This window comes from Bacillus mycoides (assembly GCF_018742245.1).
Taxonomy (GTDB): domain Bacteria; phylum Bacillota; class Bacilli; order Bacillales; family Bacillaceae_G; genus Bacillus_A; species Bacillus_A cereus_U.
Genome location: NZ_CP036132.1, coordinates 4,390,514 through 4,408,110, shown reverse-complemented (window position 1 = coordinate 4,408,110; position 17,597 = coordinate 4,390,514). Strand labels below are relative to the sequence as shown.

Below are 17,597 nucleotides of genomic sequence, written 5' to 3'. Positions count from 1 at the left end.
TATAGAAAATATGATAAAAAAGGTAGGCTAAATGAGAAGAAGAGGTGAAAGTAATGAAAGGAATGGATAATAATGCACCGCATGGCTTTATGGTAGGTGAGGAAGACGGTTATGCACAGATGATGTTAATAGAGGGCGCTGGACAGCAAGGATATGGAGGAATCCCAACGTGGATGGGAGGAGCAGGAGGAGGCTTTCCAGGGGGAATGGGAGGATTTCCAACATCAGTAGCTGGAGCACAAACAGGCTTTCCAGGGGGAATGGGAGGATTTCCAACATCAGTAGCTGGAGCACAAACAGGTTTTCCAGGGGGAATGGGAGGATTTCCAACATCAGTAGCTGGAGGACAAACAGGCTTTCCAGGGGGAATGGGAGGGTTTCCAACGTCGGTAACCGGAGCACAGGGTGGAGTTCCTGTAGGCATGCCAACTACATTCCCATCTTTCGTTGGAGGCGTACAAACAGGATTTCCTGTACCTGGCGTTGGTGTTGTAGCTGGTGGAATCGGCGGCTTCCCTCAAGGTGTTCACGGTCATCATGTGCACCATGAGCATCACCAGCATCACGGTCATCACGGTCATCATCAGCATCACGGTCATCACCAGCATCACGGTCATCATCAGCAACAAATACATCACCAAGGTCATCATCAAATTCATCCACAGGCTGTCCTTTATCAAACTCATCAAAGTCATCATCATGGTCACCAAGGCCATCATCAACACCACGGTCATCATCAACACCAACACCAAGGCCATCATCAACACCAACACCAAGGCCATCATCAGCAACAAGTACATCACCAAGGCCAGCACCAAATTCACCCGCAGGCTGTCCTTTATCAAACTCACCAAGGCCAACACCATCACCAAGGTCAACACCATCACCAAGGCCAACATCATCACCAAGGCCAACACCATCACCAAGGTCAACAACATCATCAAGGCCAACACCATCACCAAGGCCAACACCATCATCAAGGTCAACAACATCATCAAGGTCAACAACAATACCAACAGTATCAGCAACAACAACAGCCTTGGGCAGGTGGAATGGGAGCCGGGGCGGCAGCAGGAGCAGCAGCTGGTACTGCAGGAGCTGCAGGACACGCGGGACACGTGGGTCATTAATGGATTGCTGGAAAAAAGACATAATAAAAAACTGCTAGGAGATCCTAGCAGTTTTTTTCCGCCTCTTGACGTTGGCGTTCAATTTCCGCACGAAGTTGTGGTTCGGGTGCTTGCCATCCTTCTGGTTTCATGATTTTGCCATCGCCCTCGCGGAATCGAGGCTTTCCATCAGAGAATAGTTTTGCCATGTTAGCATTGTTTACAATTTCGAATCCTTTATCTGGACGTACGCCCATTTCTGCAAACGTTCCGAATGCAAAGTAAATAAGGTCAATAAGTGCATCATATTGATCTTCAACAGTTGTTGCTTCTAGAAATTCTTCTAGCTCTTCTTGCATAAAGCTAGCACGAATTTTTGCACGCTCTTCTGTTAGTTTTGTTGGAGTGCTTGTCACAGGATGTCCGAATTCTTCATGCATTTTTGCAACAAGTTCGTATCCTTTATCTAAACCTTTTTCGTTTATCATGTTGTTTCATCCTTTCTTACGTTATGCCGAAGTTTATTGTAACATAAGGTAGTTATTAAATAAAAAGAACATCTTATGAGAAATAAGATGTTCGCTCGTTATTCTTCTTTCTTAATTAAAACGGATAAAATAAGATCGATACCAAACATTCCGATGAGTAGCATTGGTATAACGACAAGTAAATAACGTGTAAAAGAAACATTTTTTAAGTATGTATGAGCAAATAAAAAGACGCCGAGAAATAAAATACCATTTAAAATAGGTTTTACTAATTTTTTAGACATAAGTTCCCCCGTAAATATCCCTTTTCTCTATTTAAAAATAAAAACTCTCCTCTCCGTTGTACCATGCCAGAGAGGGGAGTTCAATCGTTAACTTATTCAATTACACCAGAATTTGTAATGTTAACGGTATATTTTACTTTAACAGGGACATCTTTGTACATTTTTTTCCACTCTTCTAATTTAAATGGACGATAATGTTGTTTATATTTTGCTCCTAGCCCAAGAGGATCGACACCTAAAGATTTAAACTGCTTAATTAATTTGGCAGCCTGTACGTCTAATTGTTTTTGGACGGCTTTTTCAATTTTTTTTGTGTTCTTAGCATTTTCTAAGTTAATTTGTTTCGATAGTTCTTGAATACGGGCATCAAGCTTAACGTGAATGAGAAAAGAAGGTTTCCCGTTTTTTATTTTTATATCGTAAGTTGGAACAGAACGAATATTATTAATCATTACGTACGCAGAATCCGTTTTAAATTCATGTGAATCTAATCTGTGTTTCTCTAACAGTCCTTTAAATATGAACATATCTCTTTCAGCAATTTTACCGATATATTTATCCTTTTTAAAAAGACCGATTCCGGTGATTTTTATTTTATCCTCATGTTTCTTTAGAATTGGAATATAGTAGTCTTGCCCTTCTTGATAATAACGAAATGCTCCTATATGCAGGTTATCCTTTGGTAAAGGACCAGTTTCCATATTATGTTCTAGCAATTTCTTTATATAAATTGCAACATTGGATGAAGTCGTATATTTTCCTTTTAAAAGTTCAGTACCACTTCCCTCTAATAAAGCAACGTATAAAGCGTTCCCTATATTCACATCTCGAATTAAAGTGTCAAATGTAGTAGACATTCCTTTTTTTGCAAGTTTTATAGTAAATAGCGAAACCCGCATTTGTCCGCTCGCAAATGGTTGAGAAGACTCTAAAGATGTGTCTGCTTTTACTTGTTTTACCGCATTTGCCGTTCCTTCAAAAACTTGAACTTTATTTCCTTTTCGCTGAATGGGACAAACGAATGTCACTTTTACTTTATTATCCTTTGCTACATCGAAAACAGTTCCTTGAATAAGTTGTACATCATCGATAATATTTTTTTGTAAACATCCAGTTAGACTGAAGAGTGTTATACAAGAAATAAGTATTAATTTGCTTTTGCTTTTTATTTTTTCCATTTTCTTTTCACCCACACAATGATAAATAGGATTGGGATGTATACATAAATGAGCCAAAAACTAACTTTTGATGCATTACTAATAAAATTATTAATATCGTGTCTGTTTGTTAAAAGTTGTGAAACAATGAGGGTGATAAGGATAAACGCGATTAGAACCCCTCTTTGTTTTACGCGAAATATTTCGTGAGTTCCTCTCATTGCCGCCCATAAAGGAAGGATGGAACTTGTAACAATAACGAGTGCATAAGCTGAAATTGCAATATATTCTAGCCTTTCTATGAAGGGAAGTTGAATTACTTGGGTCATAGAGAGTTGAGACCAGATTGTTTTAAATAATTGTTTTTCACTAAAAAAAGTAAAGGCTAAAAGAGTACTGAATAAATATAACAGGTTTGAAAACAGTGCTCCGTATTGAGCGAATTTATGCGATTTTTTAGGTTGTTTTACAAATGGATATACCATAAGATAGACCTCAAATCCGGACATACTATATATTGAAAGGTGTGCAGCTTTTAATATATCTGAAAAAGAGCGTGTAAACATAGGAAGTAAATTATCCCAATGTGAGTACTTCAAAACGAAAAGGCTAAGAAATAAATATCCTAATGTACCGCCAATAGAGATAACGCAAATGCCAGTAATTACACGAAATCCGGAAGAAATAATGTAATAGCTAACTAAGCATAAAAAGAGTGTTAACATCCAAGTTGAAGCGGTAGGGAACATCCACACTTGAATAATTTCAACGTATGTTCGAATGACAGAAATACTGACGGTTAAAAAATACATCATAAAGATAAGACTAATACCGTTTCCTAACCATTTTCCAAATGTTTGTCGATGTAAATCAATTAAATTCCCGTTTGTTTCTTTTAATAAGAAATACATCATCCATATAAGAATATGGATACAGATTCCTGTGATTAGAACTCCCATCCAGCTGTCGTATCCAGCGACTTTTGCTATAATTCGAGCAAACCCGAGAACGCCAGCACCAAACTGTGCACTGTGAATTAAGAAGAAAACAAAAATAGGAGATATTTGATATTTTTCTTGAACTTTACTCATCAATGCACCTCATTTCTTAATCATCAAAATCCGATCTATGTTTTGTTGAAATTCCTTTTGCTGACTTTTTCACATGCTGTGGTCTCGCTTGTACATCTCGTGTATCAATCATCGTTAATGGAAAACGAATCCATGAATCTTTCATTGATTGTTGTCTAGTTGGATAAAAAAGCGCGTACGGTTTACGTAAAGAAGTTAGTCTAAAAAGATGGGTAAATAAAAAGATAAATCCAAGAGAGATACCAAATAGACCACCTATTTCTGCAAAGGCGAGAAATGGGAAACGCAGTAAACGAACGGCGTTACCCATTTTATAAATAGGTGTAATAAAGGATGCAAGTGCTGATAAGGCAACGATAATTAATAAAATATTACTCGTTAAACCAGCTTGTACAGATGCTTGTCCGATTACGATACCGCCTACAATACCAAGTGTTTGACCAACCTTCATCGGTAATCTCGCACCAGCTTCTCTTAATAAATCAATGGCAAGTTCTAAGAAGAGTGCTTCAATTAAAGGTGGAAACGGTACTTGCGCCCTTGATAAAATTAACGTTTCCAATAAATCACTAGGAACTAATTCATAGTGATAGTTTAAAGTGGCAACATATAATGGTGTCGCGCAAATTGAGAATAAAACAGCGATTAGCCGTAAAATCCTTGAGAATGTAGCGTATAACCAAGAAACGTTATAGTCTTCTGGTGAAATGAAAAAATCAAAATATGATACAGGAGTTAAGAGGACACTTGGAGAACCATCAACAAAAATAGCGATTTTACCATCGATAAGTGCCTTTGTAACTCTGTCAGTACGCTCTGTATTTATATAGAGCGGAAAAATAGATTTTTCCCCCATTAATTCTTGTATATATGCACTATCGTTAATTTGATCATATTCAAGAGACCGTAATGATTCCTCTAGAAAATCTACATTATCTTTCTCAGCTAAGTTATTTAAATACATCATAACGACTTTTGTTTTTGAGAACTCTCCGATAATCATTTCTTTTGTTTGTAACTCTAAAACAGGAAGGCGTTTTCTTACTAAATTAATATTCGTATCAATATCCTCTACGAAGCCTTCTTGAGGTCCGATAACGGTTGATTCATTTAATGGAGGAGTTGGTGCACGATAATTATCAATTGCAATATTTGCAAGCATACACTTTTGATCTTGCTGATTTAATTGAATAATTGCATGGCCTTTTAAAACCATGTCCTCAATTTTTTGTAAATCATTTGTAATTGTAATACCGCTCATCGGAATATGTTCTTTTAATTCTTCTAATGGAGCGCAAGGACGTTTCAAAAGAGTAGGCATTAAATACTTTTGCAATTTCTCACCATCAAGTGAAGGGCGATAGTAAGAAATCCAATAAGGCATCGTTTCATCGTCAGATGTGTGATAATTAACAAAATCACTAGACTGTTTCAGCTTCTCTATTAAATCTTGTAGAGAATGAATATGGTCATTTTCTGGTTTGCTAAAGTCATAAATGCTGTTACTTCCTGAACTTTGCTGTTTGTTTTGAGAATTATCCTCTTGTTTGGAACTTTGCTGTTTGTTTTGAGAATTATCCTCTTGTTTAGAATTTTGCTGTTTGTTTTGAGAATTATCCTGCTGTTTAGAACTTTGTTGTTTGTTTTGGGAAGAATCCTCTTGTTTAGAATTTTGCTGTTTGTTTTGAGAATTATCCTGCTGTTTAGAACTTTGTTGTTTGTTTTGGGAAGAATCCTCTTGTTTAGAAGTTTGCTGTTTGTTTTGAGAATTATCCTCTTGTTTAGAACTTTGTTGTTTGTTTTGAGAAGAATCCTCTTGTTTAGAGCTTTGCTGTTTGTCTTGAGAAGAACCCTCTTGTTTAGAACTTTGTTGTTTGTTTTGAGAATTATCCTCTTGTTTAGAACTTTGCTGTTTGTTTTGAGAAGAATCCTCTTGTTTAGAACTTTGCTGTTTGTTTTGAGAATTATCCTCCTGTTTAGAACTTTGTTGTTTGTTTTGAGAATTATCCTCTTGTTTAGAACTTTGCTGCTTGTTTTGAGAATTATCCTCTTGTTTAGAATTTTGCTGCTTGTTTTGAGAATTATCTTCTTGCTTAGAATGTTGCTGTTTGTTTTGAGAATTATCCTCTTGTTTAGAGTTTTGTTGCTTATTTTGAGAAAAATCATCAGTTTGTTCCGTACTTTTTGGCTCGGCATTCTTATTTTTGTTATGTTCCTTTTGATCATCAGACTGTTGTTTCGAATCATCTGTCTCTTTTGTATTTGAATTTTTTTTCTTACGTAACCAATTCCAAATCATATGTATGCCCTCTTTGATTGTGTAATATAGTGCTATTTTGTGGCTAATTTTGTATATTATTCATTTATTTATGAAAAGAAGGAGGAGATTGGTTTGCATAGAAAAAATCCTTTAGTAAGCAGTTCATAAAACGACGGGAAGAAGGCGAGTCTGTGCAAATTGTAAAAAAGGAGAAGTTTGTTTTAAAAGAGTTTGTGTTTGAAAATGGTAGGGAAATTCCTGTTCAAATGGGGTATGAGACGTATGGTGCTTTAAATAGAGAAAGATCAAATGCGATTTTGGTTTGTCACTATTTTAGTGCAACAAGTCATGCGGCTGGAAAATATACAGAGCATGATGAGGGGGCTGGTTGGTGGGATGGATTAATTGGACCTGGGAAAGCAATTGATACAAATAAATATTTCATTATATGTACTGATAATCTTTGTAATGTCCAAGTGAAGAACCCATATGTGATTACAACGGGACCGAAATCGATAAATCCGATGACTGGTTTTGAGTATGCGATGGATTTTCCAGTTTTCACATTTTTAGATGTAGCACGTATGCAATATGAGTTAATAAAAGATATGGGGATTGCTAGATTACATGCTGTAATGGGACCGTCGGCAGGTGGGATGATTGCGCAGCAATGGGCTGTCCACTATCCTCATATGGTAGAACGAATGATTGGAGTTATTACGAATCCGCAAAACCCAATTATAACGTCGGGAAATGTAGCGCAAAATGCGATCGAAGCAATTCAGCTTGATCCAAATTGGAAAGGTGGAAAGTACGGAGAGGAACAACCAACGAAGGGGCTTCATTTGGCGAATAAAATGATGTTTATGAACGCATTTGATGAACATTTTTATGAAACGGCATTCCCGCGGAACAGTATAGAAATGGCACCTTATCAGCAATTTTCTGCATTAACATCATTTGAGAAAGAAATAAATAAAGTGACATGTAAAAGTATAGATTTAGTAGATGCAAATTCATGGATGTACACTACAAAAGCGGTCTTATTACATGATATTGCACATGGATTTTCTTCCTTAGAAGAGGCTCTTTCTAAGATTGAAGCGAATGTACTCATGATTCCATGTAAACAAGATTTACTTCAGCCGCCTCGTTACAATTATAAAATGGTAGAAATTTTGCAAAAGCAAGGGAAGTATGCAGAAGTATACGAGATAGAAAGTATAAATGGGCATATGGCAGGAGCGTTAGATGTTCATTTATTTGAAAAGAAAGTTTATGAGTTTTTAAACCGGAAAGTATCTAGTTTTGTGTAGGAAATAATTAATGTGGAAAGGTGCATGATTTATAGTAGGCACCTTTTTTTACATGATTTGCAGACGGAAAATATATGAAGCGATTGATAAACCGAAGAAAGCTATACTAAGTAATAGAAATAAGAATGACATTTCTTGAGGGGATTTTATCTTTTTATTATTTTTCATACTAAGAGCAATAACTGCAACAACTAAAAAAATGATGCCCATAATGAAAAGAAAAAGTGTCATTTTAACTGGCTCCTTTCATCAAACAAGTATATTGAGGATACAATGCGTTAGTTATGTTTGTAAAGAATAAGTTTTGCGGGAAAATTGAGAAATACATGTTCCATTCTTTGCGTTCCTTCCTTCGCGTGCTAAAATTGATGAGAAATGATTGTTTAAAGAAGAAACTGAAGGTTTTATTGTATATAAGGAGGAACTACATATGACAGAAGTAAAAACAATTACTACAGAAGAAGTGCAAGAGCGTTTAGAAAATGGAGAAACATTATTTTTAGTAGATGTAAGGGAAGATGAAGAAGTAGCGGCAGGAAAAATTCCGGAAGCTGTACATATTAAAATGGGCGATATTCCAAATAAAGTAGATTTCTTTGAGAAAGAGAATGAATATATCTTTATTTGCCGTTCGGGAATGCGTAGTGAAAATGTATGCCATTATTTAAATGAGCAAGGATTTAAAACAGTGAATATGGTTGGCGGTATGCTTCAATATGAAGGCGAAACGAAATAGTTAATTGTTAAAAACTTGAAACGAGTCTGTTTCAAGTTTTTTTCTTTTGCATACAGTGTATAAAAGGGGGATAGGTAAATGGGGATTAACATGCGTAAAGTAAAAATTATAAATAATACAGGAGCTGTCAATGTCGGTGACTGTTATGATATCTCACCTTTAGCTGTGGCAAAAATATATGCTGGTGCTGGAGGATCGAGTGCGGCTGTTTTTTTAAATGGGAAACGACAGCCAGAAGCTGTGATTAGAACATCAGTGTTTCTTCCGCCATTAGCGACGAGTACACGTACATTAGGTGCATAAAGGAAAGGTAGAGTGTAAGTATGCCTGCATGTATTAAAGAATTTATTATTGTTAATAATACTGGGAATATATTTACAGGGGATAATTTGAGTGATACTTCATTTACTGCTACGAAATCGTATAGTGGTTCAATGGGTTGCACTTGGATTGATGTTGTTACAGTAATAGGGACGGAGACGAAGCTTTGTTTACAGCCGGGAGATAGTGTGACGACAACGTATACGAAAGGTACTCCTGCTAGTAATCTAACAGGAACAAATACGGGTCAAGGTACAAATGTATCAAGTATAGCACAAAGTGTCCCTAATACAGATAATATGGATTCAACAGTTGGACTCCCCTAAGAAATTAGGGGATTTTTTATTTAAAAGAAGTATTGGAAACGGTTTTGGAAAATACAATTCAAATTGAAGGGGAATTTTTTATTCTGAACACACTTCATAAATGCAATTTGTTTTTGAGGGGGTGGAAATAGTGGAGGGAAATGACAGAAAACCACAAATACAAAGGGCGATAAATTCTAATTTTAAAATACCACCAGAACTTATTGGCCCGACTTTACCTCCAGCACCAACCGGAATGACAGGGATAACAGGAGTCACGGGAGCAACAGGAAGTACAGGGGAAACAGGATCAACCGGAGAAACGGGAAGCACCGGAGTGACAGGAAGTACGGGAGCAACAGGAAGCACCGGAGTGACAGGAAGTACGGGAGCAACAGGAGTAACAGGAGAAACAGGAAGCACCGGAGTGACAGGAAGTACGGGAGAAACGGGAAGCACGGGGGCAACTGGAGAAACGGGAAGTACGGGAGCGACAGGGAGTACAGGGGAAACGGGAAGCACCGGAGCGACGGGAGTAACGGGGAGTACAGGATCAACCGGAGAAACGGGAAGTACGGGAGAAACAGGAAGCACCGGAGTGACAGGAAGTACGGGAGCAACAGGAAGCGCGGGAGCAACGGGAAGCACGGGAGCGACAGGAGCGACAGGAAGTACAGGAGAAACGGGAAGTACAGGAGCAACAGGAGCAACAGGAGCAACAGGAGAAACAGGAAGCACCGGAGTGACAGGAAGTACGGGAGCAACAGGAGTAACAGGAGTAACAGGAGTAACAGGAGTAACAGGAAGCACGGGAAGCACGGGGGAAACAGGAAGTACAGGAGCAACAGGAAGCACCGGAGTGACAGGAAGTACGGGAGCAACAGGAGAAACAGGAGAAACAGGAAGCACCGGAGTGACAGGAAGTACGGGAGCAACAGGAAGTACGGGGGCAACGGGAAGTACAGGAGCCACAGGAAGCACCGGAGCGACAGGAAGCACCGGTGCCACAGGAAGCACGGGGGAAACAGGAGAAACGGGAAGTACAGGAGCAACAGGAAGTACGGGAGCAACAGGAAGTACGGGAGCAACAGGAAGTACGGGAGCAACAGGAAGTACGGGAGCGACAGGAAGCACGGGAGCAACAGGAAGTACGGGATCGACGGGAAGTACGGGAGTGACAGGAAGTACGGGATCGACGGGAAGTACGGGATCGACAGGAAGTACGGGATCGACAGGAAGTACGGGAGCAACAGGAAGCACAGGGACGACAGGAGTTAGTACAACGGCAACGTATGCATTTGCGAATAATACGTCAGGAAGTAATATAGGAGCTGGTGCAAATGTTAATTTACCGAATAACCAAAGTATAGGTCCAGGAATAACAATTAATGTTACAAATACTATATTTACAGTTGCGAATGCAGGGAATTATTATATAGCCTATACAATCAATTTAACAGTTGCTTTGCTTGTTGGTTCTCAGATAACTGTAAATGGAAGCCCGCTTGCTGGAACGATAAATTCTGCTGTAGCTAATGTGAGTTCATTGAATGCGACAATTATTACTAGCTTGCCTGCTGGAGCTGCTGTTAGCTTGGAATTAACTGGATTAGTTGGGGTTACATTATCCACGACAACGCCAGGAGCTACTTTAACTATTATTAGATTAAGCTAATAAGAAGAAAACCTTGGGGCTTTTATGTTTCAAGGTTTTTTATCTCGTTATTTTTATCCCGCTATTTGCGGGCAGTAAGACTCCTACCTCGAAATTCGGCGAATGCAAGGAAGTTAGGTGGGAGATAACTGCCGGTAACTGCCCGATTGATTAAAGTTTCACTTTATTCACTTGAGCAAAAACATCACGTTTCAAAAATATATTATAATAGAATGAAGAAAGGGATAAATTTGGCAGAAAGGGAGAGTGGCGATGCAGGAGAAGGTTAAAGATTTTTTCGGACGCCCACTTCAAGATTTACGCATCTCTGTCATTGATCGTTGTAATTTACGGTGTACGTATTGTATGCCAGCGGAAGTGTTTGGTCCTGATTATGCTTTTTTGAAAGATGAGTTTTTACTGACATTTGATGAAATCGAGCGATTAGCAAAAGTATTTGTTAGCATCGGTGTACGGAAAATTAGACTTACTGGCGGTGAGCCATTGCTCCGTAAGGACTTAACAAAACTTATCGAACGTCTCGTGAAAATTGACGGTTTAGTAGATCTAGGATTAACGACAAATGCGATTCATTTAACGAAGCAAGCGAAGGCGTTAAAAGAAGCTGGGTTACACCGAGTAAATGTTAGTTTGGATGCGATAGATGATAATGTGTTCCGCGCAATTAATGGCCGGAATATGAATACGAAGCCAGTGTTAAAAGGAATTATGGCAGCGAAAGAAGCAGGCCTTGAAGTGAAGGTAAATATGGTTGTGAAAAAAGGGATGAATGATCATCAAGTACTTCCGGTTGCTGCGTATTTTAAAGAACAAGGAATTTCGCTTAGATTTATTGAGTTTATGGATGTTGGCAGTACGAATGGATGGAATTTTGATCAAGTTATTACGAAACGAGAATTAATTGATATGATTCATGGGGTGTATCCAATTGAGCCAGCTGAAGCTCATTATTTCGGGGAGGTTGCGAAGCGGTATCGATACGTTGGAACGAATGTAGAGGTTGGTTTTATTACCTCTGTTTCTGAGTCGTTTTGTTCTTCTTGTACGAGAGCAAGAATTTCAGCAGATGGAAAGTTTTATACTTGCTTGTTTGCGACAGAAGGAATGGATTTAAGGAAACTTCTGAGGGAAAACCTTTCAGATAATGAGTTATTAAAAGCTATACAAGATGTATGGGAGAATAGAAAAGATCGATATTCAGATGAACGGACAGAAGAAAGTGCGAAAAATCGTCCGAAAATTGAAATGTCTTATATAGGAGGATAAGAAAGGGGGATGTCGTATGCAAGAGCGATATTCAAGACAAATGTTATTTTCAGGTGTTGGGGAAGAAGGACAACGGAAAATAAGAAGGAAGCATGTGCTCGTCATCGGTGCTGGTGCGCTTGGAGCAGCGAATGCAGAAGCAATTGTTAGAGCAGGTGTTGGAAAAATAACAATTGCTGATCGTGATTATGTAGAATGGAGTAATTTACAAAGGCAACAATTATATACAGAAGAAGATGCAAAGCATTATAAGCCGAAAGCGATAGCGGCAGCAGAACATTTAAAAGCTATTAATTCCGAAGTAGAAATTGTACCGGTTGTGACTGATGTAACGGTGCAAGAAATGGAAGAGTTAATTAAAGGGGTAGATTTAATATTAGATGCGACAGATAATTTTGAAACGCGCCTGCTTATTAATGATATATCTCAGATGTATAACGTACCGTGGATATACGGAGGATGTGTTGGAAGTTACGGAGTAACTTATACAATCTTGCCAGGAAAAACGCCGTGTTTTCGATGTTTAATGGAACATCCGGCGAGCGGAGCGACATGTGATACGGCCGGTATTATACAGCCAGCAGTGCAATTAGTAGTTGCACATCAAATAACGGAAGCCTTGAAAATATTAGTAGAAGATTTTGAGGCACTTCGTGAAACGATGCTATCATTTGATCTTTGGAATAATCAACAGATGGCATTTAAAGTGAATAGGCAGAAAAAGGATACATGTTTATCTTGTGGAAAGCTACGTACATATCCGAGTTTAACATTTGAAGCGCAAACGAAAACAGAAGTATTATGTGGGCGAAATACAGTTCAAATCCGTCCAGGTGTGCGTCAGGGTTTTAATTTAGAAGAAATTAAAAAGCGCTTACAAAAAAGTGTGGATGTAAAAGCAACGCCATATTTATTATCATTTCCAGTGGAAGAATATCGTTTTGTTTTATTTACAGATGGCAGGGCGTTTATTCATGGTACGAATGATATGAATGTTGCGAAACGACTATATACAAGATATATAGGTTGAACCTAAAGGGAGATCCTTTAGGTTCAAATGGAAAAGGTAGGATTAAGAATTTCTAATATAATCTCCATTTTTTCCGCCCGTTTTTTCAAGTAAGTAGGTTTCGCCAATAATCATACCCTTATCAACGGCTTTACACATGTCATATACAGTAAGAGCGGTAGCGGAAGCGGCTGTTAAAGCTTCCATCTCAACGCCGGTACTACCTTCTGTTTTAACTTTTACTTCAATAAGTAGTCGATATTGTTCTTCTGACTGTTTCCAATCGAAAGAGACGTCAACACCTTTTAATAATAAAGGATGGCACATTGGGATAATATCAGAAGTACGTTTTGCAGCCATAATACCTGCGATTTGTGCGACGGCTAATACGTCACCTTTACCAATTTCATTGTGAGAGATTTTATCAAAAATCTCTTTCGTAACGAGAATGCTAGAGCATGCTATTGCTGTTCGAACGGTTATTTTTTTATCACTTATATCAACCATTTTAGCGCGTCCTTGGTCGTTGAAATGTGTGAATGAAGACATGGAATTCCTCCTTGAAGTAATTGCGATGTAATATATAAAGTGTAATCGAGATTAGATATTTTGCAAATATGAGGTGAGAAACAATGGTAGAAAAACGAATCCCGATTCAAGTTGCTGAGGCAGTAGAGCGGGTTATGAAATACGCTAAGCATGGTGAAGTAGAAGAAGTTTCTATTATAGAAAGTTACGGGAGGATTCTTGGAGAGGATGTTGTCTCAGATCACGACGTCCCTCACTTTGATCGTTCTCCTTACGATGGTTTCGCAATTCGAGCAGAAGATACGAAGGAAGCGAGTCAAGAGCAGCCGGTTGAATTTGAAGTAATAGGAGAAATCGGAGCAGGATCTGTTTTTACAGAAGAAGTAGGGGCTTTTCAGGCGGTTCGTATTATGACAGGAGCAGCTATTCCAGAAGATTGCAATGCAGTCGTAATGCTAGAACTGACGGAAGGATTCGAGAGGAACGAAAGTACATATATGAAGTTAAAACGTCCTTTCCAAAACGGTGACAATGTGTCATTTAAAGGAGAAGATATAAAACAAAATCAAGTCCTTGTTAAGAAAGGTGTTGTAATTAATCCGGGTGTTGCCGCATTATTAGCGACGTTTGGATATAGCACTGTGAAAGTTGTAAAACAGCCGGTTGTCGGTATTGTAACGACAGGCAGCGAATTATTAGAAGTGCATGAGGCGTTAGAGCCAGGGAAAATTAGAAATAGTAACTCTTATATGATTGCCGCTCAAATTATGAAAGCTGGCGGAAAAGTTCGTTACTATGGACAACTTGCCGATGAGTTAGACGCATGTTTTACAGCAGTTAAATCGGCGATGGATGAGGTTGATATTTTAATTACAACGGGCGGTGTTTCAGTAGGTGATTACGACTATTTGCCAGCTATTTATGAAAAGTTACAGGCGAATGTACTCTTTAATAAAATAGCGATGAGGCCAGGGAGTGTAACGACAGTAGCTGAAGTTGATGGAAAGCTACTCTTCGGTTTATCAGGTAATCCGTCAGCTTGTTATGTAGGTTTCGAATTATTTGTGCATCCAATTATGAAAACGTATTTGAATGCGAAGGATCCTCACGTATATAGAGCCGATGCTATTTTACAAAAAGATTTTCCAAAGCCAAATCCATTTACTCGTTTTGTAAGAGCGAAAGCGAGCGTTGTTAATGGGGCACTACAAGCGATGCCAGTCGGTTTAGATAAGTCGAGTGCGGTCTCTTCACTTGCGGATGCAAATGCTTTTATCGTGCTGCCTGGAGGAACGAGAGGATTTGAAGCAGGAATGAAAGTGTCTGTATTATTGTTAGAATGCTCTGAGGGAAGTGATTGGCCGTGGGCAAAGCCTCTTCAATCTTACAAATAGTAGGGTATCAAAATAGCGGGAAAACAACACTTGTAGAGAAGATGGTACATGCATTAGCTGAAAGCGAAATGAAGGTTGCTACAATTAAACATCATGGTCACGGTGGCTTTCCTGAAGTAGCACAAAAAGATAGTGAAAGACACCGAAAAGCTGGTGCTGTAGTAAGTAGTGTAGAAGGCGCTGGATTACTATCTCTGTCCTCTTTGCGAGATGAATGGTCCTTGCAAGAAATTATCCGCTTGTACGAATTTTTTGAAGTGGATACGATTTTAATAGAGGGCTATAAAGCTGAGGAATATCCAAAAATAGTGTTACTTCGTTCTGCGGAAGACGCTGAACTTTTACATAAAGTAGAAAATATAGCGGCGGTTATTACGTGGTATGATGCTCCGTCAAATGTACGAGAAGAATATAAAGTATTTCATATAACAGAAGAAAAATTGTATATAGACTGGTTTTTACAAACGGTTAGGGGTGCAAAATGATAAATACGTATTATGAAGTAATTGATGCAGAAATCTCGATTGAAGAGGTGGCAAAGAAAGTAGTTCGCCGTGAATGTGGTGCTGTCACAACATTTATCGGAACAGTTAGGGAGTTTACGAAAGGGCGTCGTACACTATACTTAGAGTATGTAGCTTATAAGACGATGGCAGAAAAGATGCTACAGAAAATTGGGTCAGAAGTGAAGGAGAAGTGGCCCGGTACACATGTTGCGATTACGCATCGCATCGGCACGCTGCAAATTTCTGATATAGCGGTTGTTGTTGCTGTATCAACGCCTCATCGCAAAGAGGCTTATGAAGCGAATGAATATATTATGGAGCGTATTAAGCAAATTGTTCCAATTTGGAAAAAGGAGTTTTGGGAAGATGGTGACTCATGGATTGGTGACCAATTAGAAAAAACACCATATCCAGCAGGAGAGCCTGGGAAGGAGTTATAAATATGATTCGAGTATTGTTATTTGCGAACTTGCAAGAAGAAGCAGGAACGAGTGAATTACAAATAGAGAAAGAAAATATTACGGTTGCAGAGTTAAAAGATATTGTTGCGAAAGAATATAATGTACCAGTGTCAGCGCCAATTATGGTTGCGATTAATGAAGAGTACGCAAATGAAGATGATACGATACAATCTGGTGATGTAGTTGCACTAATACCACCAGTGAGTGGTGGTTAATATTGGATTTGTGCTATAAAAAACGACTTTCCTACATAGGGAAAGTCGTTTTTTTATGGCATTTTGGAGAACACTATCTTATAGGAAAAGGAGGAAGTTATGAAAAAGATATGTGTAATGATTTCAATGATATGTTCTGTTTTTTTCTTTTCTCCAAGCAATTCTTTGGCAAAAGAATCGACGGAACAGCTTTTAGAAAGTGCGTTACTGAATCGATATTACTCGGTTATAAGGCAAGTGACAGAAGATCAACATGAATGTGAATCCGTTACAAACATAAAGCGCATAGGGAAGAAAGATGAGTTTATTCCTAAATTTGCAGTTGCGATACAATTTCTTACATTTCAAGGGGCACATAATCCGCCGAACGATCGTATTACACTCACTTTAGAAGATTATTTGGATCAAATAAAAATAAAAAAAGTAGAGCGAGAAAAAAATGTTTCTGGTGCGACTGCAGAAAAGGTTTGCGCACGAGCGAAAGAGAAAATGAAAGCTCATTTAAATGATTTAGAGTAGCGCCTTAAAAAAGGAATTTGTATGATTTTTAGTAGAGAGAATGAACGATGGATGTGGATAATGTGAAAATATATTGATAGGGCATAGCCGTGAGAAATCGGAAGAGAGATTCAACTATAAGTATCTATTAAAGAAACTGTCTAGTTTTTCAATAGAAAAAAGACCAAAGAGATTTATCTCTTTGGTCTTTGTTACGCAAAAAAAATAGCGGTTGGCTATTTTTAAAATTAATGATTGATTGTATCTTGAAGAAATTCTGTTGCTTGATGTTCTGAAACATTCTGTACGAGCGCAACTTCACTAATAACCATTTTACGCGCATTATCTAGCATTTGTTTTTCGCTCGCATTTAATGCTCTTTCTTTATTGCGACGAAGTAAATCACGAACAACTTCTGCACTATCTTGAAGATTGCCGTTCTTCATTTTTTCCATATTCATTGTATATCTTTGTTTCCAAGAGAGTGAGGGGTCTGATTCCCCATGATGAAATTCAAGAAGTATACCATCTAACGTACCTTTATCGACGATATAACGTATACCTGATTTTTGTAATTGATCCATCGGAAGCATTACTTGCATATCTTTACTAATGATGCGTATAACACAATATTGACGCGTGTTGCCTAATATTTCTTTTTCTTCAATTGCTTCGATGATTCCTGCACCGTGCATTGGATAAACGATTTTATCACCAATTTGAAACAAATCATCCACCTCCATATGTGGTAACCATTTTTAATGATAACATACGAGGATAAAAATGTCAAATTTTATATAATATCATATCTGATATACTGTAGTCAATATATAAAAGTCGTTTTTTATTTGTTTTTTCCCCTTATAAGCTGAATAAATAGGGGGAACTTTTTTAGAAAAATAGTACAGGCGCAGAAAGGAGGCATATCCACTTATTTTTAAGCATAAAATATAAAATCGCTAATACAATATACCTAAA

Annotated in this window: 21 protein-coding genes; 13 read left to right on the top strand and 8 right to left on the bottom strand. The window is 38.2% G+C overall.

What is annotated here, in order from left to right:
- Positions 1-53: 53 nt before the first annotated feature.
- Positions 54-1,130, top strand: a complete 1,077-nt coding sequence (locus EXW56_RS22640) for a VrrB protein (RefSeq protein ID WP_215596963.1) — start codon at positions 54-56, stop codon at positions 1,128-1,130.
- A gap of 44 nt (positions 1,131-1,174) precedes the next feature.
- Here EXW56_RS22640 and EXW56_RS22635 read toward each other — a convergent pair whose 3' ends face one another.
- The 5 genes from EXW56_RS22635 to EXW56_RS22615 all read right to left on the bottom strand — a co-directional run bounded on the left by EXW56_RS22635 (position 1,175) and on the right by EXW56_RS22615 (position 6,428).
- Positions 1,175-1,597, bottom strand: a complete 423-nt coding sequence (locus EXW56_RS22635; protein WP_215596962.1) for a pyrophosphohydrolase domain-containing protein — start codon at positions 1,595-1,597, stop codon at positions 1,175-1,177.
- 98 nt (positions 1,598-1,695) lie between these two features.
- A complete protein-coding gene (locus EXW56_RS22630; protein WP_002129504.1) occupies positions 1,696-1,881 on the bottom strand; it encodes a hypothetical protein in 186 nt (61 codons plus the stop codon).
- A 92-nt stretch (positions 1,882-1,973) separates the two neighbouring features.
- Entirely contained in the window at positions 1,974-3,059 is a 1,086-nt protein-coding gene (locus tag EXW56_RS22625) for a Ger(x)C family spore germination protein (RefSeq protein ID WP_215596961.1), read from the bottom strand.
- Positions 3,047-4,129 (bottom strand): spore germination protein, encoded by a 1,083-nt coding sequence (locus EXW56_RS22620; RefSeq protein ID WP_002199093.1) that lies wholly within the window; start codon positions 4,127-4,129, stop codon positions 3,047-3,049. Before EXW56_RS22620 ends, EXW56_RS22625 begins: the two co-directional genes overlap by 13 nt.
- A 16-nt stretch (positions 4,130-4,145) precedes the next feature.
- Positions 4,146-6,428: a spore germination protein gene (locus EXW56_RS22615; protein ID WP_215596960.1), complete on the bottom strand. Its 2,283-nt coding sequence runs from the start codon at positions 6,426-6,428 to the stop codon at positions 4,146-4,148.
- 152 nt (positions 6,429-6,580) lie between these two features.
- Between EXW56_RS22615 and EXW56_RS22610 the strand changes: the two genes are divergently transcribed.
- A complete protein-coding gene (locus EXW56_RS22610; protein ID WP_215557574.1) occupies positions 6,581-7,705 on the top strand; it encodes a homoserine O-acetyltransferase family protein in 1,125 nt (374 codons plus the stop codon).
- Between the two features lie 48 nt (positions 7,706-7,753).
- Here the strand turns inward: EXW56_RS22610 and EXW56_RS22605 are convergent, their stop codons facing one another.
- Positions 7,754-7,936: a hypothetical protein gene (locus EXW56_RS22605; RefSeq protein ID WP_199659280.1), complete on the bottom strand. Its 183-nt coding sequence runs from the start codon at positions 7,934-7,936 to the stop codon at positions 7,754-7,756.
- A gap of 199 nt (positions 7,937-8,135) precedes the next feature.
- Between EXW56_RS22605 and EXW56_RS22600 the strand changes: the two genes are divergently transcribed.
- The 6 genes from EXW56_RS22600 (at position 8,136) to EXW56_RS22575 (ending at position 13,038) form a co-directional block, all read left to right on the top strand.
- Positions 8,136-8,441 carry a rhodanese-like domain-containing protein gene (locus EXW56_RS22600; RefSeq protein WP_000141214.1) on the top strand — a complete coding sequence of 102 codons (306 nt, stop codon included), beginning with the start codon at positions 8,136-8,138 and terminating at the stop codon, positions 8,439-8,441.
- A gap of 78 nt (positions 8,442-8,519) precedes the next feature.
- Positions 8,520-8,744: a spore germination protein gene (locus tag EXW56_RS22595; RefSeq protein ID WP_000512595.1), complete on the top strand. Its 225-nt coding sequence runs from the start codon at positions 8,520-8,522 to the stop codon at positions 8,742-8,744.
- A 20-nt stretch (positions 8,745-8,764) separates the two neighbouring features.
- Positions 8,765-9,088 carry a hypothetical protein gene (locus EXW56_RS22590; protein ID WP_215596959.1) on the top strand — a complete coding sequence of 108 codons (324 nt, stop codon included), beginning with the start codon at positions 8,765-8,767 and terminating at the stop codon, positions 9,086-9,088.
- Between the two features lie 130 nt (positions 9,089-9,218).
- Positions 9,219-10,742 (top strand): BclA C-terminal domain-containing protein, encoded by a 1,524-nt coding sequence (locus tag EXW56_RS22585; protein WP_286675572.1) that lies wholly within the window; start codon positions 9,219-9,221, stop codon positions 10,740-10,742.
- A gap of 252 nt (positions 10,743-10,994) precedes the next feature.
- A complete protein-coding gene (moaA, locus tag EXW56_RS22580) occupies positions 10,995-12,008 on the top strand; it encodes a GTP 3',8-cyclase MoaA (RefSeq protein WP_002160175.1) in 1,014 nt (337 codons plus the stop codon).
- Between the two features lie 16 nt (positions 12,009-12,024).
- A complete protein-coding gene (locus EXW56_RS22575; RefSeq protein ID WP_002112364.1) occupies positions 12,025-13,038 on the top strand; it encodes a molybdopterin-synthase adenylyltransferase MoeB in 1,014 nt (337 codons plus the stop codon).
- A gap of 42 nt (positions 13,039-13,080) precedes the next feature.
- On the opposite strand, the gene moaC is transcribed toward EXW56_RS22575, so the two are convergent.
- Positions 13,081-13,566, bottom strand: coding sequence for a cyclic pyranopterin monophosphate synthase MoaC (moaC, locus tag EXW56_RS22570; protein WP_002112363.1), 486 nt, complete (start codon positions 13,564-13,566; stop codon positions 13,081-13,083).
- A gap of 83 nt (positions 13,567-13,649) precedes the next feature.
- Between moaC and EXW56_RS22565 the strand changes: the two genes are divergently transcribed.
- From EXW56_RS22565 to EXW56_RS22545, 5 genes are all read left to right on the top strand, one after another.
- Positions 13,650-14,939: a molybdopterin molybdotransferase MoeA gene (locus tag EXW56_RS22565; RefSeq protein ID WP_215596957.1), complete on the top strand. Its 1,290-nt coding sequence runs from the start codon at positions 13,650-13,652 to the stop codon at positions 14,937-14,939.
- A complete protein-coding gene (mobB, locus tag EXW56_RS22560) occupies positions 14,903-15,424 on the top strand; it encodes a molybdopterin-guanine dinucleotide biosynthesis protein B (RefSeq protein WP_071151606.1) in 522 nt (173 codons plus the stop codon). Before EXW56_RS22565 ends, mobB begins: the two co-directional genes overlap by 37 nt.
- Positions 15,421-15,885 carry a molybdopterin synthase catalytic subunit MoaE gene (gene moaE / locus EXW56_RS22555; RefSeq protein ID WP_002199104.1) on the top strand — a complete coding sequence of 155 codons (465 nt, stop codon included), beginning with the start codon at positions 15,421-15,423 and terminating at the stop codon, positions 15,883-15,885. Before mobB ends, moaE begins: the two co-directional genes overlap by 4 nt.
- A gap of 2 nt (positions 15,886-15,887) precedes the next feature.
- A complete protein-coding gene (moaD, locus tag EXW56_RS22550; protein ID WP_000621795.1) occupies positions 15,888-16,121 on the top strand; it encodes a molybdopterin converting factor subunit 1 in 234 nt (77 codons plus the stop codon).
- Positions 16,122-16,220: 99 nt separating this feature from the next.
- Positions 16,221-16,640, top strand: a complete 420-nt coding sequence (locus EXW56_RS22545) for a DUF3888 domain-containing protein (RefSeq protein ID WP_215557570.1) — start codon at positions 16,221-16,223, stop codon at positions 16,638-16,640.
- 227 nt (positions 16,641-16,867) lie between these two features.
- Here EXW56_RS22545 and EXW56_RS22540 read toward each other — a convergent pair whose 3' ends face one another.
- A complete protein-coding gene (locus EXW56_RS22540; protein WP_087945822.1) occupies positions 16,868-17,362 on the bottom strand; it encodes a CarD family transcriptional regulator in 495 nt (164 codons plus the stop codon).
- Positions 17,363-17,597 lie beyond the last annotated feature (235 nt).